Origin of the sequence: Marinobacter sp. S0848L (genome assembly GCF_023016065.1) — a bacterium.
GTDB lineage: Bacteria > Pseudomonadota > Gammaproteobacteria > Pseudomonadales > Oleiphilaceae > Marinobacter.
This window is the reverse complement of record NZ_JALKAQ010000002.1, coordinates 103,394-129,405: the sequence shown is the minus strand read 5'-3', so window position 1 is coordinate 129,405 and position 26,012 is coordinate 103,394. Positions and strand designations below refer to the sequence as shown.

Sequence of the window (26,012 nt, the reverse complement as noted above, 5' to 3'; positions counted from 1 at the left end):
TGGCAGCCAATCAAATTCATGATAGCCTTCTACCACACTTCGAACACTGAGCTCGGGCAGCGAGCTCAAACCAGACCTAACTATTAGCGAGATTTCGATGAGCACAACCCAACACCACCGCCTGATCATTCTTGGTTCCGGCCCGGCCGGTTATACCGCTGCAGTTTACGCCGCACGCGCTAACCTGAACCCGACATTGATTACCGGCATTGAAGTGGGCGGGCAGCTTACCACCACCACAGACGTCGACAACTGGCCTGGCGACAACGACGGTGTGCAGGGCCCGGAGCTGATGCAGCGTATGCAAAAGCATGCCGAACGGTTTGAAACCTCCATTGTGTACGACACCATCAATGAAGCCGACCTGCAAAATCGCCCATTCCGTCTGAAAGGCGACAGCGGCGAATACACCTGCGACGCCCTGATCATCGCCACTGGCGCCTCGGCTATGTATCTGGGCCTGGACTCTGAAGAAAAGTTCAAAGGCCAAGGCGTATCCGCCTGTGCAACCTGCGACGGTTTCTTCTACCGCAAACAGAAAGTTGCTGTCATCGGTGGCGGCAACACGGCCGTTGAAGAGGCTTTGTACCTGTCCAACATCGCCGATGAAGTCACCCTGGTGCATCGCCGCGACAAATTGCGCTCTGAAAAGATTCTGCAGGACAAGCTGTTCGAAAAAGCCGAAAACGGTAACGTAAACATCATGTGGAACCACACCCTGGAAGAAGTACTGGGTGATGGCACCGGCGTTACAGGCATGCGCATCAAAAGTACCGAAGACGGCAGCACGCAAGACCTGGACTTGGCCGGCGTATTTATTGCCATCGGCCACAAACCAAACACCGACTTGTTTGCCGGCCAGCTGGACATGGAAAACGGCTATCTGAAAATCAAATCCGGACTGGAAGGCATGGCCACCCAAACCAGCATCCCCGGCGTCTTTGCAGCCGGCGATGTGGCAGACCATGTTTACCGTCAGGCGGTAACTTCAGCCGGCTTTGGTTGCATGGCCGCGCTGGATGCCGAGAAGTTTCTGGATCAGCAGGACTAAGGCGAGCCGGTCCACATGACGTCTTTACCGTGGATTGAGCCAGATAAACTCTGGTTCCCTCCCGCCGAAGAAGCCTTAGACGACCCCGACGGCCTGTTGGCCGTCGGTGGGGATTTGTCTGCAGACAGGCTGCAACTGGCTTACCGGAACGGAATCTTCCCTTGGTTCAGTGATGACCAACCCATTTTATGGTGGTCGCCTAACCCTAGGTGCGTGCTGGTCCCCGGAAAAGTTCACGTCTCACGAAGCCTTCGTCGCACCCTCAATCAGCAGCGTTTTCGCATCACATCTGACCAATGCTTTGGGCGAATCATCCGGCTTTGCGCATCGACTCGGGCTGAAGGCACCTGGATTACGGATGACATGATCGATGCCTATAGCGAACTTCACCGGCTCGGCATCGCTCATTCTATTGAAGTCTGGAACCAAAATGGCGACCTTGCCGGCGGCATGTACGGCGTTGCCCTGGGGCGGTGTTTCTTCGGTGAATCCATGTTCTCGCTGGAAACCAATGCCTCGAAAGTTCTCATGGTGCACCTTGCTCACCAACTGCAAGAATGGGGCTACGAGATTATGGATTGCCAGGTGGAGAGCAGCCACCTGTTATCCATGGGGGCGACAACAGTTTCCCGCCGGGAATTTTTATCTATACTCAAAGCATGTGTAGACGCCAAGCCCAAAGAGTCAGGGTGGAATTTTACATGGCAGTGGCCTCGTTAGGAGAAACGCATGAGTAATCTCCGAACGCTCGTGTTTTTTGCGACCCCCGCCCACGATTGCAGCTACCTTCCTGATCGTGAAGCCACAACGATGTTTGTAGACCCGCGGGCGGAAATAGATAAAAAACTCTACAGCCAGCTCACGGCACTGGGTTTTCGTCGCAGCGGCTCGCATTACTATCGGCCGCACTGCGAATCTTGCTCGGCTTGCGTGCCTGTACGCCTGAAAGTGGATGATTTTCAGCCAGATCGAAGCCAGCGCAGAGTGCTCAAAAAGAATGACGACCTGCAATGCCGGCTCGTTCCGGCAGCCTACAGCGAGCGTTACTACCGCTTGTACGCGCACTACATCGAAGAACGCCATCAAGACGGCGACATGTACCCGCCGACGCGAGAACAATTCACGTCGTTTTTAGTCGAAGGCTCCACCGACTCCTGGTTTCTGGAAATCTCTTTAGGCGACGAACTGATAGGTCTGGCCGCCATCGACTTACTCGACGATGGCCTGTCAGCGATATATACCGTATTCGCGCCGGAGTACGAGCATCGCAGCCTCGGAACATTTGCTGTGCTGTGGCAAATACAAGAAGCCAAAGAACGAGAGCTGCCCCACCTTTATCTGGGTTACTGGATTAAAGATTGTAAAAAAATGAACTACAAAACCCGCTACAGACCCATCGAAGCCCTGCAAGATGGCCAGTGGCATGAAATGAGCAACCGCTGATTTTTGCCAAACGGCAAGAATTCAGGCAGAATTGCGCAATTTAAAATCACCGAAAGTATTCCGAACGAGGTTTTTACTGAATGGCGAAATCAGATGTCATTGAAATGGAAGGCGTTATTCTAGACACCCTTCCGAACACCATGTTCCGCGTTGAGCTGTCTAACGGCCACGTTGTGACCGCACACATCTCAGGAAAGATGCGCAAGAACTACATCCGCATTCTGACTGGAGACAAGGTCAAGGTAGAGTTGACTCCCTATGACCTGAGCAAGGGCCGCATCGTTTACCGCGCCCGTTAATGCTCTCGTGACATCTGAAAAGCCCCGCTAATGCGGGGCTTTTTTGTTGCTTCAGAGAGCTTCTGCCGGTTCGTCTTCGTATTCAAAGACAAGCTCGTCGTTTTCGAGCTGGATGAACACATCCCCGCCCTTCTCCGACAATTTCCCGAACAATATTTGCTCTGCCAGCGGCCGCTTGATCTTATCCTGAATCAAACGCGCCATCGGTCTCGCCCCCATAGTCGCATCGTAGCCTTTTTCTGCTAACCACGACTTGGCCCCTTCGCTCACATGCAGCACCACATGTTTCTCGTCCAGCTGCGCCTGCAGCTCGGTCAGGAACTTGTCCACGACATGAGTAATAGTGCCCTTCTGCAGGTCGCCGAACTGGATGATGCCGTCCAAACGGTTTCGGAATTCCGGCGTGAAGGTTTTGCTGATTACCTCCATGCCATCGGTGCTGTGGTCCTGCTCACTGAAACCAATCGAGCGTCGAGCCATGTTTTCTGCACCAGCGTTGGTGGTCATCACCAGAATCACATGCCGGAAATCCGCCTTGCGGCCATTATTATCCGTCAGCGTACCGTGATCCATTACCTGCAGCAGCAGGTTAAACACTTCCGGATGCGCCTTTTCGATTTCATCCAGCAGCAACACACAGTGCGGGTGCTTGTTGACTGCCTCAGTCAGCAGCCCGCCCTGGTCATAACCCACGTAGCCCGGAGGCGCGCCAATCAAGCGCGACACGGTGTGTCGTTCCATGTATTCCGACATATCAAAGCGGACCAGCTCGATACCCAGAACTTTGGCCAACTGCTTGGTCACCTCGGTTTTACCCACCCCGGTCGGACCTGCGAACAAGAATGCGCCTTCCGGTTTCTCTGGCGCTTTCAAGCCTGCACGAGCCAGCTTGATGGCGGTAGACAGAGATTCGATCGCCGGGTCTTGCCCAAACACAACCATCTTCAGGTTGCGCTCCAGATTGCGCAGAAGATCTTTGTCGCTGGTGGACACATTCTTCGGCGGAATCCGGGCAATGCTGGCCACCACATCCTCAATATCAACCACTTCAACCGATTTCTTGCGTTTGTCTTCCGGCTGCAGACGCTGGCGCGCGCCCGCTTCATCAATCACATCAATGGCTTTGTCCGGCATGTGCCGGTCGGTGATGTAGCGGTCCGCCAGCTCTGCTGCAACCCTGAGCGCCTGATCGGTATAGGTCAGGTCATGGTGCTTTTCAAAGCTTGGTTTCAGGCCCTTGAGGATCTGATACGTGTCGTCCACGCTCGGCTCGTTGACATCAATCTTCTGGAAACGACGCGCCAGGGCGCTGTCTTTCTCGAAGATGCCCCGGAACTCCTGATAAGTCGTCGAACCGATGCAACGCAACTCACCGGAACTGAGCATGGGCTTCAGCAGGTTGGACGCATCCATCACGCCACCCGAGGCCGACCCGGCGCCGATGATGGTGTGGATTTCATCAATGAACAAAATCGCGTGTTCCTGCTTTTTCAAATCGCCGAGCAGCCCTTTCAGGCGCTTTTCGAAGTCGCCACGGTATTTTGTACCCGCCAGCAAGGCGCCCATATCAAGCGAGTAAACCACCGCGTCCGAGATGATGTCCGGCACTTCACCGTCAACAATGCGCCGGGCCAAGCCTTCTGCAATGGCGGTTTTACCCACGCCAGCCTCGCCCACCAGCAACGGGTTGTTTTTCCGGCGGCGAGCCAAAATCTGCACAACCCGCTCTACCTCGACCTCTCGACCGATCAAAGGATCAATACGCCCTTCGCGGGCTTGCTCGTTCAGGTTTGCAGCGTAACTTTCCAACGGGCGTGCATGGCCGCTTTCTTCGCCTGCATCTTCCTGCGCTGCGTGATCGGTTCCTTCCTGATCCTCGGCACCCTGGACACGGGAAATACCGTGAGAAACAAAATTCACCACGTCGATCCGGGCAATGTTCTGCTTCTTGAGAACATAGACCGCCTGACTTTCCTGTTCACTAAAGATGGCCACCAGCACATTAGCGCCAGTCACTTCTTTTTTGCCCGAGGACTGAACGTGGAACACGGCCCGCTGCAGCACACGCTGAAAACCAAGTGTTGGTTGGGTTTCCCGGTCGCCGTCGCTGGACGGAATCAGCGGTGTTGTGGAATCAACAAACTCAATCAATTCATCCTCAAGCTGCTTGAGGTCTGCACCACAGGCCTTTAACACTCCCACTGCCGATTCATTTTCCAGAAGAGCCAACATTAAATGCTCCACGGTCATGAATTCATGGCGCTTGTCGCGGGCATTTTTGAAGGCTGTATTCAGCGTAAATTCAAGATCTTTACTCAGCATGGGCTACCCCTAGGTCTGTCAGTCCGCGCGTTCTATCTCGCAAAGCAACGGGTGTTCGCATTCTGAAGAATACTGGTTCACCTGCGCCGCTTTCGTTTCTGCGATGTCGCGGGTATATACCCCACATACGGCCTTTCCTTGCGTATGGACGAGCAGCATCACCTGCGTCGCCTTCTCTTCGTTCATACCGAAGAACGTCATCAACACTTCCACCACAAAATCCATCGGGGTGTAATCATCATTCAGGAGCAACACCCTAAAGCGGGCGGGACGCTTCAGGGCCGGCTTCTCGGGCGCTACACTCACCCCATCTTGACGCCCGGGCTGGTCGTCCTCCCCCTGATTAAATATTAGTAGAGAATTTTCAATTGTCCGCATGGTTCTATGTACCGATTATTCGGATGGCTATCTTAATGTGGTTACCTGGCCAGACATTTTCAAGGCAAGCACCTATTCCAGCGCAGGATCTATGACTCTGAGAACATGATACCGATTCCATACCCTGATGAAACACTTATTCAATCAGCTGTGACCCTTGACTCAGAAACCTGATTGGTCGACAGTTAACATTGTATGTAATTTAATGTAACGGAATGCAGCGAAAGTTTATCAACGGATAAACACTCCAATAATAAAAGAGACAGCTAAGGGACGGGGGAGTTCATCATGCCGAGGGGCAAGGTTAAGTGGTTCAACAACGCCAAGGGATACGGCTTCATTATAGAAGACGGCTGCAGCGACGATTTGTTCGCGCACTTTTCTTCCATCCAGATTGAAGGCTACAAAACCCTTAAAGCTGGTCAGGCAGTCACGTTTGATAAAAAGCCGAGTGACAAAGGCGTTCATGCAGTGAACATCGTGCCGGATGTCGCCGCAAGCGACACCACACCCGCGCAGCACGACGCCCGAGCCGCAAACGCCTGAGCCACTCCCGGCCCGGCACAACCGCTTCCCTGCCGGTATCCACCGGTGGGAGCCAACACCCATCCTTTTTTCATTGCTTCCATTACAGTAGGCTTGTCAGCTTAGCCCACCCGCAACTGACAGGAATCTGTGAATGGCGGACATCATCCTGTTTAACAAACCGTTTCAGGTTCTCAGCCAATTCACGGATGAGCGCCCCAAAAACCCTCGGGCAACCCTCGCAGAGTGGATCAAAAAACCGGGTTTTTACGCGGCTGGACGGCTGGACTACGATTCCGAAGGTCTGCTTCTGCTAACGGATCACGGTCCCCTGCAACACCGCATCGCCTCGCCACGCAACAAAATGCCTAAAACCTACTGGGCCCAAGTGGAAGGCGACATATCGGACGCTGCCATTGACCAGCTATCCCGAGGCGTGGACCTGAAAGACGGCCCGACACGCCCAGCGAAAGCCCGCAAACTTGACGCACCTGACCTGTGGCCACGTAACCCACCCGTTCGGCACCGGGAAACCATTCCCACCAGCTGGATTGAGCTCACCATTACGGAAGGTCGCAACCGCCAGGTACGCAGAATGACAGCGGCCGTTGGTTACCCTACCCTGAGATTGATCCGTTACCGAATTGGTGACTGGACACTTGGCACGCTAAAGCCGGGCGAATTTCGCATAGAGCACGTGCACCTTCCAGACGCGCCAATGGCATCCCCCGGCAAGCCGCACCGAACCGGCTCTCGCTCACCGAAAGCACGCCGCCCCCAAAGGAGGACCCTCTCAAAATGATCTGGAAACCCCATGCAACCGTTGCTGTCATTGCTGAAGACGATCAAGGCCGATTCCTGCTGGTCGAAGAACTCAGTAACGGTCAGGTTGTTTTTAATCAACCGGCTGGACACATTGAAGAAGACGAGCTGATCCTCGAGGCCGCCTGCCGGGAAACCTTGGAAGAAACGGGCTGGGAGGTTGAACCCACTTATTTTCTGGGTATTTACACCTACAAAGCCCCGACCAACGGCGTGACCTATCACCGCTTTTGTTACGCGGCCAAGCCGGTTCGCAAGATCACGGACGAACTGGACAACGGCATCATCGCACCGCACTGGCTGACGATAGACGAGATTCGGGATCTCGGAAGCAAACTACGCAGCCCTTTGGTGCTGCAATGCATCGAGGATTACCGAGACGGTCGTCAATTCCCCCTTGAAGTCGTGATCGACGGACAGACGTAACCCTCACAAGGTGGTAAAATCGCCGCTTTCTAATCGGTTATCAATAGGCAAATGACTTCACATCCAGATTCCAAAGCCCCAGAAAACACCCGCGTCATCGTTGGCATGTCCGGCGGTGTAGACTCTTCGGTTGCCGCTTGGTTGTTGAAAGACCAAGGCTACCAGGTGGAAGGCCTGTTCATGAAGAACTGGGACGAAGACGACGGCACGGAATACTGTACCGCGATGACCGATCTTGCCGACGCGCAAGCGGTGGCCGACGCCATTGGCATCAAATTGCATACCGCCAGCTTTGCCGCGGAATACTGGGACCGGGTATTCGAGCATTTTTTGTCAGAATACAGTGCCGGGCGCACCCCCAACCCCGACATCTTGTGCAACAAGGAAGTAAAATTCCGGGCGTTCTTAGACTACGCCGTAACCCTTGGTGCTGATTACATCGCAACGGGCCACTACACCCGGCAACGCCCTTTGAACGATGGCAGCGGTAAAGCCGAACTGCTGAAAGGACTGGACCCGAACAAAGACCAAAGCTACTTCCTGCACGCCGTATCCGGTGATCGCATTGCCCGTACTCTGTTCCCGGTGGGTGAACTGGAAAAACCCGAAGTACGCCGCATCGCGGAAGAGCAAGGGTTTGTCACCCACGACAAAAAAGATTCCACCGGCATCTGTTTCATCGGCGAGCGCAAATTTACCGATTTCCTGAAACAGTATCTGCCCGCCCAGCCCGGCAACATTGAAACCCCGGATGGCGAAGTGATCGGTAAGCATCAGGGATTGATGTACCACACCATTGGTCAGCGCCAAGGCCTGGGCATTGGTGGGCTGGCCAAATACGGCGATGATCCCTGGTACGTCGCCGAAAAAGACTTGAGTCGAAACGTGCTGGTTGCAGTGCAAGGCAAACACCATCCGCTGCTGTTCTCCCGTGGGCTGGTATCCGGCCCGATAGACTGGATTGCCGGCGACGCACCGTCCAGGCAGTTCCGCTGCAAGGCAAAAACCCGTTATCGCCAGCCGGATCAGGATTGTGAGGTCACAGTTATCGACGGCGGCGTGAAAGTTGTGTTTGACGAGGCCCAGCGGGCGGTGACACCCGGTCAGTCGGTAGTATTTTATGTCGACGACGTGTGCCTCGGCGGTGGCGTCATCGAAGAAACCTGGCGCGACAACGAAGAACTGCCAGGCCGTTTGGATCAAAACCATACGGCTGAGGCGCGTTCATGAGCCGCACTCTGCACGACCAGACCTTAGCCTTGGCCGGATTGTTTCAGGCGGCCTCTTTGGTTCAGCAAGTTGCGCATAAAGGAACGTGCGACGAAGAGAGCCTGGAAACCTCGCTGCGCTCACTGTTTGCCACCGACCCCGCATCTACTCTCGACGTGTACGGTGGCGAGTTGTCCGATATACGGGAAGGCCTGAAAGCACTGTCAACCTCTCTGGCTCAGCAAAGTGGCGCGGAGGATGTTGAAACACTTCGCTATGTGCTGAATCTGGTGCAACTGGAATCCAAGCTCAAAAGCAGCCCGGACCTTCTTGACGTGATCGGTAGCCGCATCGAACAAGCACGGCATACTGCCAGCCATTTTGGTTACAACCACAGTAATCTGATTGGCAATCTGGCCTCGATCTACACCGATACTATCAGCACCTTCCGTTTGCGCATTCAGGTCAGCGGCAATCCGCAAGTCCTGCAGCAAGACGAGAATGCCGCCAAGGTTCGCGCGCTGCTCCTTGCCGGTATTCGTTCCGCGGTGCTTTGGCGACAATGCGGCGGCCGTCGCTGGCAACTGATTTTTGCCCGTAAAAAAGTGGTCAACCACGCCCGCGAGTTGTTGCGCTGATTCGCGACGCGGGCTGGTGTATCATAGACCCCCTACTATTCTTATCCGATTCTTTGATGAACTGAGAGGTTTTCGATGGAACTCAACGCCCTGACCGCCATTTCCCCGGTCGATGGACGCTACGGCAGCAAAGTCAGCGTATTTCGCAGCATCTTCAGTGAATACGGACTGATCCGTAACCGGGTAACCGTCGAGATCCGCTGGCTGCAAAAGCTCGCTGAACACCCGGCCATTACCGAGGTGCCAGCCTTTTCAGCGGAAGCCAATGCATTTCTGGACAAAATGGTCAGCGAATTCAGCCTCGCAGATGCGGAACGCATCAAAGAAATCGAACGCACCACCAACCACGATGTCAAAGCGGTTGAATACCTCATCAAAGAGAAGATTGCCGAAGTTCCCGAGCTGCACGCCGTTACCGAGTTTGTTCACTTCGCGTGCACCTCTGAAGACATCAACAACCTGTCTCACGCCCTGATGCTGCGTGAAGGCCTGGATCATGGCCTGCTACCGGGCATGGAAAAAGTGATCGACAAACTGGCCGAGCTTGCCAAAGAACACGCTGATCAGCCCATGTTGTCGCGCACGCACGGTCAGACGGCTTCCCCCACTACGGTCGGCAAAGAACTGGCAAACGTGGTGTACCGCCTGCGCCGTCAGCTTAAGCAGATCAAATCGGTGGAGCTGCTGGGCAAAATCAACGGTGCCGTCGGTAACTACAACGCGCACCTGTCTGCCTACCCGCAGGTAGACTGGGCCACCAATGCGAAAGAATTCATCGAACGCCTCGGCCTCGACTGGAACCCGTACACCACTCAGATCGAACCCCACGATTACATCGCGGAACTGTACGATGCCATCGCCCGCTTCAACACCATCTTGATCGATCTGGATCGTGACATCTGGGGCTACATCTCTCTGGGTTACTTCAAGCAGAAGACGGTTGCCGGCGAGATCGGCTCTTCTACCATGCCGCACAAGGTCAACCCGATCGACTTCGAAAACTCGGAAGGCAATCTGGGCATCGCCAACGCCATCTTCGGGCACTTGTCGGCCAAGTTACCGATTTCCCGCTGGCAGCGCGACCTGACCGATTCGACCGTACTGCGTAATCTGGGCGTCGGCTTTGCCCACAGCCTGATTGCTTACGAAGCTACTATGAAAGGTCTGGGCAAGCTGGAAATCAACCCGGTTCGTTTGGGCGAAGACCTGAACAGCGCCTGGGAAGTGTTGGCGGAACCCATACAGACGGTGATGCGCCGCTACAACATCGAAAAGCCTTACGAAAAGCTCAAGGATCTGACCCGCGGCAAAACCATGTCAGCGGAAGTGATTCAGAATTTCGTGGAAACACTGGAGATTCCGGAAGAAGCGAAAGCCGAGTTGCGCGCGCTGACGCCGGAAACCTACATTGGTAACGCCGTCGAACAAGCCGGCAACATCTAAATCTGGAGCAGCACCATGGATATGCTTGGCGGACTGACAGCCTCTGAATTTCTGCGCGACTACTGGCAGAAGAAGCCCCTCGTCATCCGTCAGGCATTCCCCGGCTTCCAGTGCCCGGTCAGCCCGGACGAACTGGCGGGTCTGGCCTGTGAAGAAGCCGTGGAATCCCGCATCGTTCTTGAAAACGAATCGGGTAAGCCCTGGCAACTACACAACGGCCCGTTCACACCGGAACGGTTCAGCACCCTCCCGGATCAGGATTGGACTTTACTGGTTCAAGGCCTCGACCATTGGGTGCCGGAAATATCCGATTTGCTGGAAGCGTTTCGTTTCGTGCCCAACTGGCGGCTGGATGACATCATGGCCAGCTATGCGCCCAAGGGCGGCAGCGTAGGCCCGCATTACGACCAATACGATGTGTTTTTGCTGCAGGCAGAGGGCCATCGGCGCTGGACCTTTGGTGGTCATTGCGACCACACCTCCCCCAGAGTTGAAGGCACGCCCCTGAGAATCCTCAGCAGCTGGGACGGAGAAGAAACCGTCACACTGGCACCGGGCGACATGCTTTACCTTCCTCCCGGAGTCGGCCACCACGGTGTTGCTGAAGACGATTGCATTACCTTGTCGATCGGCTTCCGAGCGCCGACGATCGATGACATGCTGACCGGCTTTACCGATTTCCTGTGCAACCAGGAAAAAGCCGCGGAGCATCTGGGCGACCCCGACCTAAAAGTTCAGGACAACCCCGGCACTATTTCTCCGGACGTGATTGATCGCCTTGATCACGTTATTCGCGAACAAATCAGCGACCGTCGCAAACTGGCGCTCTGGTTTGGCCAATACACCACGGCCCCGAAAAGCCTCGATATCGTCGTGCCTGCGGAAGAGCCCGCAACGCCCGAAGACCTGATTGCAGCCATCGAAGCCGGTGAGCAGCTACGCTGGAACGAAGGGTCGCGCTTCGCCTACCACGAATTTGAAGGCGAAACCGCCCTGTTCGTAGACGGCGAACAATATTTACTGAGAGGTGATGCTCAACCGATCGCGCCTCTTCTGTGCTCAGGTGCCCGCATCGATCCATCCAAGCTGGCATCCTTTGCTGAGGATGAAGCGCTTGTGGGCCTGCTAACCACGCTGTACAACCAAGGCTCCGTGTACTTCGAGTAAGCAATGACTCCACGATTCCGCAAATACAGCTGGCAACTGGCTCCCGGCTCCATCCGCGATATCCGCCAACGGGTGTTTATCGATGAACAACAAGTGCCAGCGGAATTGGAGTGGGATGACACAGACGAGATCGCCGATCATTACCTGGCGGTCGATTCAAACAACCAGCCCATTGCCACCGCGCGACTGTTCTCCGCCCTGGAAGAAACCGGCTACATCGGGCGCATGGCCGTGCTGCCGGAATATCGCGGACAAGGCATTGGCGAAGCTCTCATACAGCATCTGCTGAAAGAATCTTCCGGGCGCTATCAGGAACTCAGGCTCTCAGCCCAGCAACATGCTATCGGTTTCTATCAGCGCAGCGGCTTTCACGTGTGCTCATCCCCCTATGACGATGCCGGCATTCCTCATCTGGATATGCGCTGCCTGGCCCCGGCTCTCGCTCATCATGGGCTCAGGGATCGCGCACAGCCCTTGATTATGGGGACAGACACCGAGAGCTGGTTGTTCGACCAGGAATCCACGTTTCTGGGACTGATGGATTCGTTGGTGGGTCAGGCAAGACAACGTCTCTGGATTTACGATCGCCTACTGGACCATGACCGGTACGACCGCCACCAGCTGCGCGAACTGATTTCCGCCGTTGCTCGCCAGCACCGCCTGAGCGATGTTCGCATTCTGATACACGACGACAAACCCCTGGTACAAAAACGCCACCGCCTGATCGAGCTGATGCGCCGATTGCCCAGCCGCATCGAACTACGTGTCATCAACGACGATTATCCGCAAGACGACCAAGCCTTCATCGTGGTCGATCGCGACGGCCTGCTCTGCCGCCACGACTTCAATAAACCTGAAGGATTCGCCAATTTCACCGCCGGGCGGCGGCTGAAACTTAAAGAAGAGGCTTTCCAGCGCATGTGGGACACCGCCCAACCATCACTGGAACTGCGCGAACTACCGATCTGACCCCAGCGCCTGCGGCGATTCAAATTGCGCGCCAAAGGGGACAAATTCGTCGTCCACTTCTTCCGCAACTTCGGCAACCAGCTTTCTCAGCCATTGATGATCTGAGTTATGTTGCAGCAGCGGGCTCCAAGCCATTTTCAATTCGAACGGCGGGATTTCAAACGGCGGCACCTTCACCACAAGGTTCGGGTTATCTTTTTGCAGCCAGGCCGCCCGCGATGGCAAGGTTGCGATCAAATCGTGCTGCTCAGCCAGCAACATAGCCACCTGATAGTGCCGCGTGAACACTGAGATCTGCCGTTTACGACCCATTAAGCCCAGCGCTTCGTCCACCCAGCCTAAACGCTGTACGTCTTTCGGGTTAACCCCTACCCCCACACCAAATCCGGTTTTGCTTACCCAGATATGACTTGCATCCAGATAGGTGTCCAAGGTGAAGGGTTCCACCAGCACCGGATTATGGGCATTCATCAAGCACGCGAAGTATTCCGTCCACAACGTTTTCTGGTGAAACGATTGTGGAATCTTGTCGAACCGGTTGATCGCCATATCCAAACGGCCCTGTTCGACATCCAGAAAGCTGACATCACTCGGCGTCAGCACATCCAGCGTAACGTGCGGCGCTTCCTGCCGAATTCGGCGCAACACACGCGGCATAAGGCAGGATTCCGCATAGTCACTGGCCATAATCCGAAACACCCGCTGACTGTTCTCTGCCGCGAAAGGCGTTTTCTCCTGAACGGCCTGCTCAATGTTCGAGAGAATGGAACGTACCAGCGGCTGCAATTCCTGCGCCCGCTCTGTGGCGGTCATTCCTTCGCTGGTGCGCACCAGGATCGGATCACCGAAAAGGTCCCGAAGCCGCCTCAATCCATTGCTCATAGCCGGCTGGGTGATGCCCAGATGGTTGGCCGCTTTGGTGACGTTCCGCTCCCGCAGCAACACATCGAGGTAGACCAGCAAATTAAGATCCACACGGGAAATATCCATTAACAACACCTCGCGACCAGAAATGAGAACGTGAAGGCCTAGCTCATTCACCCCACTAATATACCGACTTATCACAATTCATGAAATCTATAGGGCATCAGCGCGCATCACCATCAAGCGGACGAATCCGAAGAATTCTGCTAGTCTTTCAGACTGTTATATCGCAAAATTCGTTGGCACCCCACGCACTGCCTTCTTTGCCAATCTATTCGGAGCCACGCCCTGAACATGGAAACGACCACCATCGTCATCATACTTTCGGCTATCGTTGTCCTGTCTTTAGTGATCATCGTGGTTACCCAGATGCGGGAAAAGGCCCGCATCGAACGCATGCGAAAAATTCGGGATCAGCGCGACAGCTACAATCGTGCCTCGCGACTGCTCACCGAGATTCCGGGCCAGTATTTGAATTCAGGGCTCAAGCTTATCCTGCTCAAGCAAATGGAGGACGCCTGTAAAAATCTGGCTGCTCTCAAAACCGATAAGCCCGTGGATAAGTGGCTAGATACCGTTAAACAAACCCGTCAGCAGGTTCTTGATAAAACCGACAAACACCCTCCCGTTAAAATCGATTCTCCAGAGAAGTCCAAGCAGGTTCAGGAGCACTTGAACAATCTATTCAAGCTAATCGAGAGTATGCATAAAAGCGGTCGAATTGATGGCCCAACAGCCAAGCAAAATCTTAAATATGTGTTGTTTCTGATCCATAAAACCCATGCTGACCTGCACGTATTTCAAGCTCGAGACCACATTCGCCATAACGAAATTCGCAAAGCCATTCACGCCTACCATTCGGCCAGCATGGAAATGAATAAATCAAAGGACAACCCGCTGGCATTAAAAGCGGTGAAAAGCTTCCGTACGCGAATCAAAGAGCTAGAAGCGAGTTTGCACGATGAAGACACCGTTGCGGAGCACGGCACGAAACTCGATCAGGAATGGGACGACATGTTACAAGATGAAGAGTCCTGGAAAAAACGAAAAGACTTCGACGATTAACCCGAAGGCTTAAACACAAAATAAGGACTACCCCTCACCGTGTTCAACAGGTTCAAACAACGGCTTTCATATCGCCTCACCCGGGATACCGTTCTGGTTGCCATGGCGTTAGGGCTGCTGTTGAACCTGATCCAAATTGCCCTGGACTACTCCAATGCTCTGGATGCGATGGACCAGGAGGTTCACGCCCTGCTTGAGATCAGCCGCAGTCCTGCGTCACAGATTGCCTACAACATTGATGTCCGTCTTGCGGAAGAACTGTTGGACGGATTATTACTGCACCCGGCCACGATCGATGCCCGAATTATTGACAGCGACCACAAAACAATGGCCGCCTCCAGCACTCCAAGTGTCAGCTCGCCGTATCGCTGGATCAGTGATTCACTGTTCGGGCAAAGCCGCACATTTTCCGAAACGCTGCAGGTTCCCCAACTTAAAGATCTGTTCCTTGGCCGCCTGGTTCTCACCATCGACACCTACCACTATGGCCTCCAGTTTCTGAAGCGGGCGGGCAACACGCTTCTAATCGGTTTGCTGAAAAGCCTGGTGCTGACGCTGGCACTACTGATCATTTTTTACGTTGTATTGACCCGCCCGATGATGGGGTTGATCAGAGCCTTGGGGCAGGCAAACAACCGGTCGCCAGAGAAAGTCCGGCTCCCAGTCCCACAGAACCATGAACAAGACGAGATTGGTTCAATGGTCGGGATCATCAACGACCACCTGCAAAACATGGAGGCCAGCGTTGCCAAGCTCCGCTCTGCAGAGCGGACCATGAAGAACTATTCGACGCATCTGGAAAATGAAGTCGACGAGCGAACTCGTGAAATTTCAGAGAAAAACACGGCACTTCAACGGGGCAACCGGGCCCTTGTCAAAGCGAAAGAAGACGCCGTACGCAGAGCCCGTGCCCGTGCCAACTTTCTCGCTAGCATGAGTCATGAAATACGCACACCGCTTAACGGCATGCTCGGCATGCTTGGACTGGCCTTAGAAGACGAAGCCGATCCCCGGCAAAAGAGCCGCATCGAAATTGCCTCAAAGGCAGGCGAAAACCTGCTGGACCTTCTCAATGACATCCTGGATATATCGAAAGTTGAAGCCGGAAAACTGAGCCTTGAGATTATTCCGTTTTCAGCGCGGGAGTTGATCAGTGAATGCACAACGCTGCACGCACAGCAAGCCCGCCGCAAGCGTATTGCCTTGGTCAACGAGATCGACAGCGACTTACCCGAATACTTTCTGGGTGACCCGACGCGGACTCGCCAGGTACTCAACAATCTGCTGAGTAACGCCATCAAGTTTACCGACCAAGGCAAGGTTAAGGTCAGGGCCAGCTATTCATCCGGAAAGCTTCGCATCGAAGTCATCGATACCGGCATCGGGATGTCGCGGCAGGGCTTGCACAAGATCTTTTCGCCGTTCTCTCAAGCCGATACCGACACCACGCGCCTTTACGGTGGCACTGGACTAGGCCTTACACTTTGCCGACAGCTGGTTGACCGAATGAACGGCAGGATCGAGGTCGATTCCACGCCCGGTAAAGGCACGCACTTTACGGTTACGCTGCCCTTGCCGGTCCACGATGAACCGATCCAGGAAGCGTCACAGCCAGAGGAAAAACCGTCCGCACCACTAACCGTGCTGAAGATTCTTCTGGTAGAAGACAATCATGTAAACCAGTTGGTGGCGAGCGCCATTCTTCGGCGTCTGGGTCACAAGGTGGACAACGCGGAAAACGGACAGCGCGCGATTGAGGCCCTCAAACGCGAAAGCTACGATATTGTGCTTATGGACTGCCAAATGCCCGTAATGGATGGCTACGAAGCCACTCGTGAGATACGGCGCAACCCTCACTGGAAGGACCTGCCAATAATCGCGGTAACCGCCAACGTTATGCAAGGAGACAAAGAGGAATGCTTTGCCTCTGGCATGAACGACTACATCACTAAACCCTATAATCGCGAAGAGCTGAAAGCAGCTATTATGCGCTGGGCTCCTTCCCCTCCAGAACCTCAAGAAGATCCCTGAGTTCGCCCCTCAACGAGGCTAGCCGTGCCGGGTCCACATCAAGACCACATAACAAGCGCCCGGGAACAAATGCTGCCTCGGCGCGCAACAACCGCCCAGCGCTCGTCAGCGCGACCTTCACCACTCGCTCATCATCGGTTCCGCGCGTACGCGTCAACAAGGAGCGCTCTTCCAACCTTTTCAACAACGGTGTCAAGGTACCGGAATCCAGTCGCAACCTCTCACCGATCTGCGACACCGTTGATGATTGGCCAATCTGGTCCTGCTGCCAAAGCACCAACATTACCAAGTATTGAGGATAGGTCAGCCCCAGCTCTTTCAGCAGCGGCCGGTATCGGGCGGTAACCGCCCTATTGGCCGCGTACAGCGCAAAACACAGTTGGTTGTCCAAAGCCAGAAGCTGGTCGGCCCGGTGAGATTCAGAGCAACTTTTCGATGTCATTCCGGATGTCCGCTGGCTTAACCGTTGGCGCATAGCGTCGCACCACTTGACCGTCCTTATTGACCAGAAACTTGGTAAAGTTCCATTTCACTTTCTCGCTGCCCATCAAGCCTTTCGCTTCTTTTTTCAGAAAACGATACAGAGGGTGGGTGTCGTCGCCGTTCACATCAATCTTCGCGAACATCGGAAAATCGACACCGTAATTCAGCGAACAAAACTCGCTGATGGATTCATTACTACCCGGGTCTTGATTCATAAACTGGTTGCAGGGGAAACCAAGAACCTCGAAACCTTTGGCTCCGAGTTCGCTATGCAGTTCCTGCAGGCCGTCAAATTGCGGCGTGAAACCGCATTTGGATGCCGTGTTTACGATCAACAACACCTTGCCCTTGTAGTTGGCCATCGCGACGTCGTTGCCTTTGACATCCTTCGCACTGAAATCATAAATCGATTCGTTCGCCATCTCTTTTGTTCCTTTAAGTATGAATCGCTCGAATTACATTGTGCACAATTTAATTGGAGAAAACCATTACTGAATGGAAGACACATACCGTACCTCCGAACTTTTACTTCAACATTCGGCCGTAAACTCTCCCGATTTCGCCACAATTGAACACATTTGCCCCTGTTACCCCTGCCCCTCCCTCCGCTAGAATAGGATGCTTGTGTTATCCCGTATAACTCTTCCAGACTGCTAAGTTAAGGACCTCTGCACGCCATGCATAACTTCTCTAAATCCGCCAAGCTCGACAATGTGTGTTACGAAATCCGCGGCGTGGTTCTTCGGGAGGCGCGCAGGCTGGAAGAAGAGGGGCACCGCGTTCTTAAGCTGAACATCGGTAACCCGGCGGCGTTCGAACTCGACGTTCCGGAAGAAATCCAACAGGACGTGATTTACAACATGCCTCAGGCGCAGGGTTATGTTGAATCAAAAGGCCTGTTTTCGGCTCGCAAAGCGGTCATGCACTACTGTCAGCAGCGCGGTATCGCTAAAGTTGATATTGATGACATTTATCTGGGCAATGGCGTCAGCGAGCTGATTGTTATGTCCATGCAGGCGCTGCTCAACACCGGTGACGAAGTACTCATCCCGGCCCCGGATTATCCACTGTGGACAGCTGCGGTAACTCTGTCCAGCGGCAAGCCGGTACACTATCGCTGCGACGAACAGCAGAACTGGTTCCCGGACATCGACGACATCAAAAAGAAGATCACTCCGCGCACCAAAGCCATTGTATTGATCAACCCGAATAATCCGACCGGCGCTGTCTATTCCGTCGAGTTGTTGCATCAGGTAATCGAACTGGCCCGAAAGCACAACCTGATCATACTGTCGGACGAGATCTACGATAAGATCCTCTACGACGGCACCGTGCACACGTCCACCGCGTCCCTGGCGGACGACGTGCTGTTTTTCACCTACAACGGTTTGTCCAAAAACTACCGGGCCGCGGGCTACCGCGCAGGCTGGATGATCATCAGTGGCGCCAAACACCGAGCCAAAGATCTGATCGAAGGCATCGAAATGCTGTCCAACATGCGCCTGTGCGCCAACGTACCTGCGCAACTTGCCATTCAGACAGCCTTGGGGGGTTACCAGTCTATTAACGATCTTGTCGCCCCTGGCGGCCGCCTTTACGAACAGCGGGACACCGCATGGCGCATGCTGAACGACATACCCGGCGTCAGCTGCGTAAAACCTCAGGGTGCGCTTTACCTGTTTCCAAGGCTGGACCCGAAACATTTCCCGATCCATAACGACGAGAAACTGGTTCTGGACCTGCTCTTGCAGGAAAAGATTCTTCTGGTACAAGGCTCGGCGTTTAACGTTGATGATCACCAGCATCTGCGCGTCGTGTTCCTGCCGCGCAAAGAAGCGCTGGCCGATGCCATGGGACGCTTGGGCAACTTCCTGGAACATTACCGGCAGTAATCGGGGCAATCATGGCCGATATACACGTAGAAGAGTTTTACAAAGACGTTGCCATCGCTCTGGCCCAGTTGTACGCCGCCTTCCCGCGGCGCATCAGCTTGTTCGTGGAGGACATAGCGGGCCCGGACGACCCGGATGATTTCGGGCTGCACAGCAAACGGCACATGGCCTGCTTTGGCGCGTTACTCTGGCTGTCTGAGGAGGGTTTTCTCCGCTATGTGGACACCATCCGGCAGGAAGCTCTTGATCAAGCGGTGTTGTCCCGGAGCGCATTCACACGCCTGAGTGCGCCGGCACCGCAGGCATTGACCGCGAAGTTTGATCCAATCCCGGGCGATTACCAACTGCCCACCTCTGTCGAGCGGGACCGCTCAACCTATATCCACCTTCTGCGAACGGCTCTGAAGAGCGGCAGTTCAAGCCAGATCAGCCAGATTGTGCAGGCGACGTTTTTCCTCGACCGAGACGTTCAAACGGTGCATTAAATCGCCTTCAGCCTCTTGAAGACGTGAACCCAACCCTTATATATCGGTCAGATAGAAAACGACGTTTGGCGTAATCTTAAACAGGAAAACTCTATGCGCATTTTGTTGTTTCTGGCCACTAACCTGGCCGTTATTCTGGTAGCAAGTTTTACCCTGCGTTTGCTCGGGGTTGACAGCTATCTGGCCCATCAGGGTATCAACTACAGTTCGCTGCTGATTTTCGCAGCGGTGTTCGGCTTTGCGGGCTCCTTTATTTCCCTGCTGATCTCTAAGCCAATGGCCAAGTGGAGCACCAAAGCCCGGGTTATTGAATCCCCCCGAACCCCTGCCGAGCGTTGGTTGATGGAAACGGTTGCAGAACTCGCTCAGAAAGCAGGCATCGGCATGCCCGAAGTGGCGATTTTTCCTGCTTCTCAGTCCAACGCGTTTGCTACGGGCTGGAACAAAAACGATGCTCTCGTGGCGGTCAGCGAAGGCCTGCTCCATCGATTCAACCAAGATGAAATTCGTGCCGTGCTAGGCCATGAGATTGGCCATGTGGCAAACGGTGATATGGTCACGCTGTCGTTGATCCAAGGTGTTGTAAACACCTTCGTGATTTTCGCGTCACGGGTGATCGGCTCATTCGTGGACCGCGTTGTGTTTAAAAACGAAGATGGCCACGGCATGGGCTTTTTCATCGTCAGCTTCGTGGCCGAAATCCTGCTAGGCATTCTGGCGAGCACCATTGTATTCTGGTTCTCTCGCCGCCGGGAATTTCGTGCCGATATTGCCGGCGCGCAATTAGCCGGCCGAGGCGCCATGATCAACGCTTTGGCTCGCCTGAAACAAGAAAGCGAGGTTCCGGATCAAATGCCGGACACGCTACAAGCCTTCGGCATCAACCGCGGCTCACGCTCGGGCCTGGCAGCCTTGTTTATGACTCACCCGCCACTGGAAGATCGTATTGCCGCTTTGCAAAAAGCTTCCCTTTAACACCGGAACAGATGCTTAAAACAAGAAGGGGGCGCACCAGCGCCCCCTTCTTGTTTACAATCGGGATCTTTCATCAGATTTTAAGCTTGAAACCCATCGCCCTGAACCGATCCTGCAGCGATTTGCTGCTGCCCTTCAATTGGATCTTCAGACTCGAGCACTCGCGGCGCACCGGATAATCCCGGCGCAACCGGTCGAAAGCTTCTGCCCGCTTATCCGACGATTCTTTCATTGCACGCCTTAACCGCAGATCATCCTTTCTCGGATCGTAGCAGGCTCCGAGCGCAAGGCGCAGCGCCTCATCTTCAATAGCATTACGGGTAAACGTCATCTTGCTCAAGGCGGGTTCAGGCAAAAATTGCCCGGCCTTTTTGCGCACCGGCAGGCCCAAGAATCGACACAAAGCCTGGTACACCATTTCGGTACCCTGCATTTTCCCTTCCAGGCTGTAGCCGGCAATGTGCGGTGTTGCCAGCCACACTTTATTAACCAGCTCAGGGTCAATCGCGGGCTCATTCTCCCAGACATCCAGCACGACAACCGGCGCGTCAGGCTGTTCCAGCCGGCGCACCAAAGCCGTACCGTCAATAACCTCGCCTCGCCCGGCATTGATGAGCAGCTGGCCGGCATGCAGCGTGGCAAGTTGCTGCTCGGACACCATGTGATAAGTCGGGTGATCGCCGGTTCGGGTCAACGGGGTGTGGAAGGTCACCACATCGCAAGTCAGTGCCTCTGACAAGCTGACAAAATCATCGGCGTTCTCTGGTTCGGCATCCTGTCGTGGCGGATCGCACAACTTCACCTCGAAATCAAGGCGCTCCAGCATTCTGGCAAGCTCACCACCGACGTTTCCAGCGCCCACGATACCAACACTCAGAGTGGACCAATCGCTCAGATCCCGTTGATCAGCCAACAATGAAATGACTGCCAGAACGTACTCGGCAACGCTTCCCGCATTGCAGCCCGGGGCCGCCGAGAAACCAATGCCGTGCGCTTTGAGCCACTCCACATCGACATGATCTGTACCAATCGTTGCTGTGCCCACGAAACGCACGCGAGTCCCTTCCAGCAACTCGCGATTCACACGAGTCACCGAACGAACCAACAGTACATCCGCATCTTTAACTTCGTTCCGGGTCAGCCCCCGTCCGGTTACCCGGCGGATCTCGCCGATATCCCCGAAAAATGAGTCCAATAACGGAATATTCTCATCAGCAACGATCAACATAACCCGCTCCTTATCACGCTAATCAGTTGCGACGAGTGCGCTGAGGGCCACGCCCTCCGGTACTGCGTCCGCCGCTGCTACGGTTGCCTTGAGGCCTTCGGCCTCCCCGCTTACGGGTGATGGGTGGATGCTCCATCGCAACCATCAAGTCCTCTTCCGGTATCGCGGTTTTCAGCTTCTGACTGATGTAGGTTTCGATAGACGGCAGTGCATACGCATCGTCTTCACCGGCAAAACTGATGGATACACCGGTCTGCCCCGCCCGGCCGGTCCGCCCGATACGGTGAACATAGTCCTCCGCATTTTCCGGCAGGTTGTAATTGAACACATGGGTCACGCCGTTTACGTGGATACCACGACCCGCTACATCGGTTGCTACCAACACCTGAATATCGCCTTTCTTGAATTGATCCAAGGTCTTAAGGCGTTTGTTCTGTGCGATTTCACCCGACATCAACGAGACTTTAACCCCCTGATTCTTGAGATCCTCTTCGAGATCCCGGCACTGATCACGACGGTTGGCAAAGACAATAGCCTTTTCCACTTCCGGACGCTTGAGGTAGTTCACCAGCACTGGCAGTTTTTCATCGTCAGAGATCAAATAAACGGTCTGCTCTACCCGTTCAGCAGTTTTTTGCTCAGGCTCTATTTCGACGAACTCGGCGTTTTGGGTCCACATAGAGGCCAGATTCAAAACATCCTGATTAAAGGTAGCGCTGAACAACAACGTTTGGCGCTCATCCTTGGGCGTGCACTTGCGGATAATGCGCTTTACATCGGGGATAAAGCCCATATCCAGCATGCGGTCAGCCTCATCCAGAATCAGGATGTCGAGCTGATCGAGGTACACATCCTGTGAGCCAAGGAAATCGATCAAACGCCCCGGTGTCGCAACCAGAATATCAACCACTTCGTTCTGTAGTTGCTCTCGCTGTTTATCGTAATTCATGCCGCCCACCACCGTGACCACGTTGTGGCCGGTGTACTGGCACAGATGCTCTGCATCCTTGGCGATTTGCATGGCCAGTTCACGGGTCGGCGCCAATGCAAGCACTCGCGGCTCAGACGCATAACGGTCCGACTCTTTTACTGGCGTCTCCAGAAGTGTCTGGATTGCGGTAATCAAAAACGCCGCGGTTTTTCCCGTACCGGTTTGCGCCTGACCAATCAGGTCTTCACAGGCCAGCGTCCAGGGCAGTGTTTCGGCTTGAATGGGCGTGCAATATTCGAAGCCAATTTTACTGATGGCATCGAGCAATTTCTGATCCAGGTTCAAATCACTGAAACGCAATTTACTGGTGTCTTTTGTCTCAATCGTCATAAAATTTCGGATGTCCTTGTTTGATCAGTCTCCATGCCCGCTGGTGCGATGCGAACCTGGTCGAGGTTCCAGCTCTGCATAAAACGGGCCGAAGTTTTGTAGAAATCTTTCAGGGTTTCGAAAAATGCTTGCGCGCGCTCAGGCAAACCGTGTTCGAGATAGTGTTTAGCCTGTTTGCGTACGTTAGCGCGGAAGGCCTGATCGTTAGCTGCGCCATTGCCTGCCAGATTGTCCACGCTGATATGGAAACGTGACCCGGCGGCCAGCGAAAACAGCCACTCAATGGCTTGAGGCTTTATTTCAACGCTTTCAAATGCTTGCTGTTGCTCGGGCGTACGCCCATCGGGGCAATACCAGTAACCGTAGTCATGGAGTGTACGGCGATGCGCACCGGCCAGACACCAATGCGCAATTTCGTGTAGCGCACTGGCAAAAAAACCATGGGCAAACACAACCCTGGCGAGCCCGTCAGGTTCGCTGGCTGGCAGATACTCTGGTTCGTCACTGCCTTTGACCAGCACAGTCCGGTGCGTTTCCCGGAACAGGTCATTAAACAGCATGATAAGATCGTCTGGATTGTGATTCATTGGTTCGCTATTGTGCGACTTTAAAGCAGGCAATACCAGCGGGAACTTCTGACAGGCCGCCTGGTCAATCCCCCCGGACGTAACCTCTACATGCATTGATGACACAGGATATTAGAACCGCCATGACAGTGTCCCCACGAGCTCAGCGCTTTATGTCACCCAAAGTGCTGTCCGCTGTTGCTGTTTTCGCACTATTCAGCTTTTTTGTTACCGCCACAGCACACGCGGCAGGAAGCTCTTTCTTTAACACTTCGAACAGCGATTTTTTGCCTGTGGAGCAAGCTCTGCCCTTTAACTATACGTCTGACGGGGGCGAGCTTGTGTTGTCGTGGGACATCGCGCCTGAGCATTATTTATACAAAAGCCGTATTACCGTGACCCCCTTGACCGATGGTGTCACCGTTGGCGAACCACAGTATTCATTGCCAGGCACTCTGACCAACGACGAATTTTTCGGAGAGATGACGGTATTCTTCGACCCTGTCGAGGTTCGCTACCCGATGTCTTTGCCTGAGGGGGTTACCGAAGCCAACTTGCAGGTATCATTTCAGGGCTGCGCCGAAGCAGGCCTGTGTTACCCGCCACAAAATCACGACGTTCTTTATTACCCTGGCTCCGGCAACTCTCAATCCGCCGTCAACACGCCGCCCTCAAAGAGCACTGCGCCATCCGAAGCGAGCACGGACACCCGCAGCGCCAGTGGACTTGCAGACTTTTTATCCAGTCAATCCATAGGAATGATCGCAGGCCTGTTCTTTTTGTTGGGTTTAGGTTTGACCTTCACCCCTTGCGTGCTCCCCATGGTGCCGATCATTTCCAGCATGGTATCGGGCCAAAACACCCGCACCACGGCGCACGCGCTTCTGCTGTCCGGCAGCTACGTGCTCGGCATGGCGATTACCTACGCAGCGGCCGGGGTTATCACCGGTTTACTGGGCGCCAGTTTTAACCTGCAAGCCCAACTTCAGTCCCCTTGGGTACTGGGAGTGTTTGCCACTTTGTTTGTGGTGTTTGCACTATCCATGTTCGACCTGTTCGAGATCCAATTGCCCCGGTTTATCCGGGAAACACTCAATGATGCCAGCCAACGGCTGACAGGTGGACGCGTATTGGGCATCTTCGGAATCGGCGCCCTTTCGGCCTTGGTGGTTTCGCCGTGCGTCTCTGCCCCTCTGGCGGGCAGTCTGCTGTACATCTCGACCACCCAGGACGCTGTCATCGGCGGGGTTGCCCTACTGTCACTCGGCTTAGGCATGGGCGTGCCGTTAATACTCGTGGCCGTGGGTGGCCGCAAACTCCTGCCCACGTCTGGCCGCTGGATGACGACCGTTAAACATTTCTACGGCGTGATGTTACTGGCCGTTGCGATCTGGCTGATCGAGAGAATGATTCCTGCTTGGGCCGGGCTTACGCTATGGGGCTTGCTGATCACTGTTACAGCCGTTCAACTGGGCGCATTCGATGCGGCAAAGGCTGGCTGGGGGCGCACCCGAAAAGGCGTCGGATTGGTACTGTTTGCCTACGGTTTGGCATTACTGGCAGGCGCGGTCAGTGGCGCCACGGATCCCCTCCGCCCTCTGGCCCCCTTCACCGCTACGGCCGGGGTCAGCCAGGGTGCCACGCAAGCCCACGCCAACTTTGATCGCGTCGAAGATCCCGAACAGATTCGTTCGTTACTGAGACAGGCCCAGACAGCAGGCCAACCCGTGATGCTGGATTTCTACGCAGACTGGTGCATTTCCTGCAAAGTGATGGAGCGCAATGTATTCAATCAACCCGACGTGATTCAGGCTTTGCGGCCTTTCACTTTGCTGCAAATCGACATGACCGACAACACGCCAGCCCAACAAGCACTTCTTGATGAGCTTGGCTTATTCGGCCCCCCGTCTATTCTGTTTTATGACGGCAAAGGGGAAGAAATGGCCGAAGCCCGCGTTCTGGGCGAGATGGACAAACAGGAATTCCTCAATCACCTCGGCCAGCTAAGCTCAGCACATCAAGGTTAACAACCACATATCTGATCAGGCGTCACATCGCTTGATCAGATAGACGAACTCCCCGCCCTGCTCGCCATGCTCGAGAAGCTCATGCCCCAGAAACTGGCAAAAACGAGGGATATCCCGAGTGGTCGAGGGGTCGGTCGCAATCACTTTTAATATCTGCCCAACCTCCACATCGGCGATGCGCGTGTGCAACATCATCACCGGTTCGGGACAAAACAAGCCCCGGGTATCCAATTCCGCGTGAAAATTCTGGTCCTCCAAATCTGACTTCCTCTGGTTCTCGTGATTTTAAGGATTCGGTGCTAAATTATTGTTTATAGCAACGA

27 protein-coding genes are annotated in these 26,012 nt (G+C 54.4%); 18 read left to right on the top strand and 9 right to left on the bottom strand.

From position 1 onward, the window contains the following. The first annotated feature begins 97 nt into the window (after positions 1-97). From trxB to infA, 4 genes are all read left to right on the top strand, one after another. Positions 98-1,051: a thioredoxin-disulfide reductase gene (gene trxB / locus MWU64_RS03690; protein ID WP_247061134.1), complete on the top strand. Its 954-nt coding sequence runs from the start codon at positions 98-100 to the stop codon at positions 1,049-1,051. 15 nt (positions 1,052-1,066) lie between these two features. After that, positions 1,067-1,771, top strand: a complete 705-nt coding sequence (aat, locus tag MWU64_RS03685) for a leucyl/phenylalanyl-tRNA--protein transferase (protein WP_247061132.1) — start codon at positions 1,067-1,069, stop codon at positions 1,769-1,771. A 9-nt stretch (positions 1,772-1,780) separates the two neighbouring features. Next, on the top strand, positions 1,781-2,494 hold the full coding sequence (locus MWU64_RS03680; protein WP_247061122.1) for an arginyltransferase: 714 nt from the start codon (positions 1,781-1,783) through the stop codon (positions 2,492-2,494). Between the two features lie 80 nt (positions 2,495-2,574). Beyond that, positions 2,575-2,793: a translation initiation factor IF-1 gene (gene infA, locus MWU64_RS03675; RefSeq protein WP_044386042.1), complete on the top strand. Its 219-nt coding sequence runs from the start codon at positions 2,575-2,577 to the stop codon at positions 2,791-2,793. 51 nt (positions 2,794-2,844) lie between these two features. On the opposite strand, the gene clpA is transcribed toward infA, so the two are convergent. Continuing rightward, on the bottom strand, positions 2,845-5,115 hold the full coding sequence (gene clpA, locus MWU64_RS03670; protein WP_247061120.1) for an ATP-dependent Clp protease ATP-binding subunit ClpA: 2,271 nt from the start codon (positions 5,113-5,115) through the stop codon (positions 2,845-2,847). Positions 5,116-5,133: 18 nt separating this feature from the next. Next, complete coding sequence (clpS, locus tag MWU64_RS03665) at positions 5,134-5,493, bottom strand: ATP-dependent Clp protease adapter ClpS (RefSeq protein WP_114333516.1); 360 nt, start codon at positions 5,491-5,493, stop codon at positions 5,134-5,136. A 288-nt stretch (positions 5,494-5,781) separates the two neighbouring features. On the opposite strand from clpS, the gene MWU64_RS03660 reads away from it, so the two are divergent. The 8 genes from MWU64_RS03660 (at position 5,782) to MWU64_RS03625 (ending at position 12,692) form a co-directional block, all read left to right on the top strand. Further along, complete coding sequence (locus MWU64_RS03660; RefSeq protein ID WP_247061118.1) at positions 5,782-6,039, top strand: cold shock domain-containing protein; 258 nt, start codon at positions 5,782-5,784, stop codon at positions 6,037-6,039. Positions 6,040-6,172: 133 nt separating this feature from the next. Next, on the top strand, positions 6,173-6,820 hold the full coding sequence (locus MWU64_RS03655; RefSeq protein WP_247061116.1) for a pseudouridine synthase: 648 nt from the start codon (positions 6,173-6,175) through the stop codon (positions 6,818-6,820). Continuing rightward, the gene (locus MWU64_RS03650) at positions 6,817-7,266 is read left to right on the top strand and encodes an NUDIX hydrolase (RefSeq protein ID WP_247061099.1); all 450 of its coding nucleotides are present in this window, start codon (positions 6,817-6,819) and stop codon (positions 7,264-7,266) included. Before MWU64_RS03655 ends, MWU64_RS03650 begins: the two co-directional genes overlap by 4 nt. Before the next feature lie 51 nt (positions 7,267-7,317). Further along, on the top strand, positions 7,318-8,496 hold the full coding sequence (gene mnmA / locus MWU64_RS03645; RefSeq protein ID WP_247061096.1) for a tRNA 2-thiouridine(34) synthase MnmA: 1,179 nt from the start codon (positions 7,318-7,320) through the stop codon (positions 8,494-8,496). Beyond that, positions 8,493-9,113 (top strand): high frequency lysogenization protein HflD, encoded by a 621-nt coding sequence (hflD, locus tag MWU64_RS03640; protein ID WP_247061094.1) that lies wholly within the window; start codon positions 8,493-8,495, stop codon positions 9,111-9,113. The genes mnmA and hflD overlap by 4 nt, the downstream gene beginning before the upstream one ends. A 75-nt stretch (positions 9,114-9,188) precedes the next feature. Further along, entirely contained in the window at positions 9,189-10,556 is a 1,368-nt protein-coding gene (gene purB, locus MWU64_RS03635) for an adenylosuccinate lyase (protein ID WP_247061092.1), read from the top strand. A gap of 15 nt (positions 10,557-10,571) precedes the next feature. Next, a complete protein-coding gene (locus tag MWU64_RS03630; protein WP_247061090.1) occupies positions 10,572-11,723 on the top strand; it encodes a cupin domain-containing protein in 1,152 nt (383 codons plus the stop codon). Positions 11,724-11,726: 3 nt separating this feature from the next. Further along, positions 11,727-12,692: a GNAT family N-acetyltransferase gene (locus tag MWU64_RS03625; RefSeq protein ID WP_247061087.1), complete on the top strand. Its 966-nt coding sequence runs from the start codon at positions 11,727-11,729 to the stop codon at positions 12,690-12,692. On the opposite strand, the gene MWU64_RS03620 is transcribed toward MWU64_RS03625, so the two are convergent. Next, positions 12,681-13,682, bottom strand: a complete 1,002-nt coding sequence (locus MWU64_RS03620) for a LysR family transcriptional regulator (RefSeq protein WP_247061085.1) — start codon at positions 13,680-13,682, stop codon at positions 12,681-12,683. The two genes, MWU64_RS03625 and MWU64_RS03620, sit on opposite strands and share 12 nt — an antisense overlap. 228 nt (positions 13,683-13,910) lie before the next feature. Between MWU64_RS03620 and MWU64_RS03615 the strand changes: the two genes are divergently transcribed. Beyond that, positions 13,911-14,681 carry a hypothetical protein gene (locus tag MWU64_RS03615; RefSeq protein WP_247061083.1) on the top strand — a complete coding sequence of 257 codons (771 nt, stop codon included), beginning with the start codon at positions 13,911-13,913 and terminating at the stop codon, positions 14,679-14,681. Between the two features lie 39 nt (positions 14,682-14,720). After that, complete coding sequence (locus MWU64_RS03610; protein ID WP_247061081.1) at positions 14,721-16,712, top strand: ATP-binding protein; 1,992 nt, start codon at positions 14,721-14,723, stop codon at positions 16,710-16,712. Here MWU64_RS03610 and MWU64_RS03605 read toward each other — a convergent pair. Then, positions 16,666-17,154 (bottom strand): MarR family transcriptional regulator, encoded by a 489-nt coding sequence (locus MWU64_RS03605; RefSeq protein WP_247061079.1) that lies wholly within the window; start codon positions 17,152-17,154, stop codon positions 16,666-16,668. The two genes, MWU64_RS03610 and MWU64_RS03605, sit on opposite strands and share 47 nt — an antisense overlap. Then, a complete protein-coding gene (locus MWU64_RS03600; protein ID WP_247061077.1) occupies positions 17,132-17,617 on the bottom strand; it encodes a glutathione peroxidase in 486 nt (161 codons plus the stop codon). The genes MWU64_RS03605 and MWU64_RS03600 overlap by 23 nt, the downstream gene beginning before the upstream one ends. A gap of 255 nt (positions 17,618-17,872) precedes the next feature. Here MWU64_RS03600 and MWU64_RS03595 point away from each other — a divergent pair, with 255 nt between their 5' ends. From MWU64_RS03595 to htpX, 3 genes are all read left to right on the top strand, one after another. After that, on the top strand, positions 17,873-19,087 hold the full coding sequence (locus MWU64_RS03595; RefSeq protein ID WP_247061075.1) for a pyridoxal phosphate-dependent aminotransferase: 1,215 nt from the start codon (positions 17,873-17,875) through the stop codon (positions 19,085-19,087). 11 nt (positions 19,088-19,098) lie between these two features. After that, a complete protein-coding gene (locus tag MWU64_RS03590; protein ID WP_247061073.1) occupies positions 19,099-19,572 on the top strand; it encodes a hypothetical protein in 474 nt (157 codons plus the stop codon). A 93-nt stretch (positions 19,573-19,665) separates the two neighbouring features. Next, entirely contained in the window at positions 19,666-20,547 is an 882-nt protein-coding gene (gene htpX / locus MWU64_RS03585) for a protease HtpX (RefSeq protein WP_247061071.1), read from the top strand. Between the two features lie 73 nt (positions 20,548-20,620). Here htpX and pdxB read toward each other — a convergent pair whose 3' ends face one another. From pdxB to MWU64_RS03570, 3 genes are read right to left on the bottom strand one after another with little or no spacing between them, the layout of a single operon-like run. Then, positions 20,621-21,775 carry a 4-phosphoerythronate dehydrogenase PdxB gene (gene pdxB / locus MWU64_RS03580; RefSeq protein ID WP_247061069.1) on the bottom strand — a complete coding sequence of 385 codons (1,155 nt, stop codon included), beginning with the start codon at positions 21,773-21,775 and terminating at the stop codon, positions 20,621-20,623. 22 nt (positions 21,776-21,797) lie between these two features. Beyond that, complete coding sequence (locus MWU64_RS03575; protein WP_247061067.1) at positions 21,798-23,096, bottom strand: DEAD/DEAH box helicase; 1,299 nt, start codon at positions 23,094-23,096, stop codon at positions 21,798-21,800. Then, positions 23,093-23,683 carry an elongation factor P hydroxylase gene (locus MWU64_RS03570; RefSeq protein ID WP_247061065.1) on the bottom strand — a complete coding sequence of 197 codons (591 nt, stop codon included), beginning with the start codon at positions 23,681-23,683 and terminating at the stop codon, positions 23,093-23,095. Before MWU64_RS03570 ends, MWU64_RS03575 begins: the two co-directional genes overlap by 4 nt. 122 nt (positions 23,684-23,805) lie before the next feature. Here MWU64_RS03570 and dsbD point away from each other — a divergent pair, with 122 nt between their 5' ends. After that, the gene (dsbD, locus tag MWU64_RS03565; RefSeq protein WP_247061062.1) at positions 23,806-25,689 is read left to right on the top strand and encodes a protein-disulfide reductase DsbD; all 1,884 of its coding nucleotides are present in this window, start codon (positions 23,806-23,808) and stop codon (positions 25,687-25,689) included. 15 nt (positions 25,690-25,704) lie between these two features. On the opposite strand, the gene tusA is transcribed toward dsbD, so the two are convergent. After that, the gene (tusA, locus tag MWU64_RS03560; protein ID WP_247061060.1) at positions 25,705-25,947 is read right to left on the bottom strand and encodes a sulfurtransferase TusA; all 243 of its coding nucleotides are present in this window, start codon (positions 25,945-25,947) and stop codon (positions 25,705-25,707) included. Positions 25,948-26,012 lie beyond the last annotated feature (65 nt).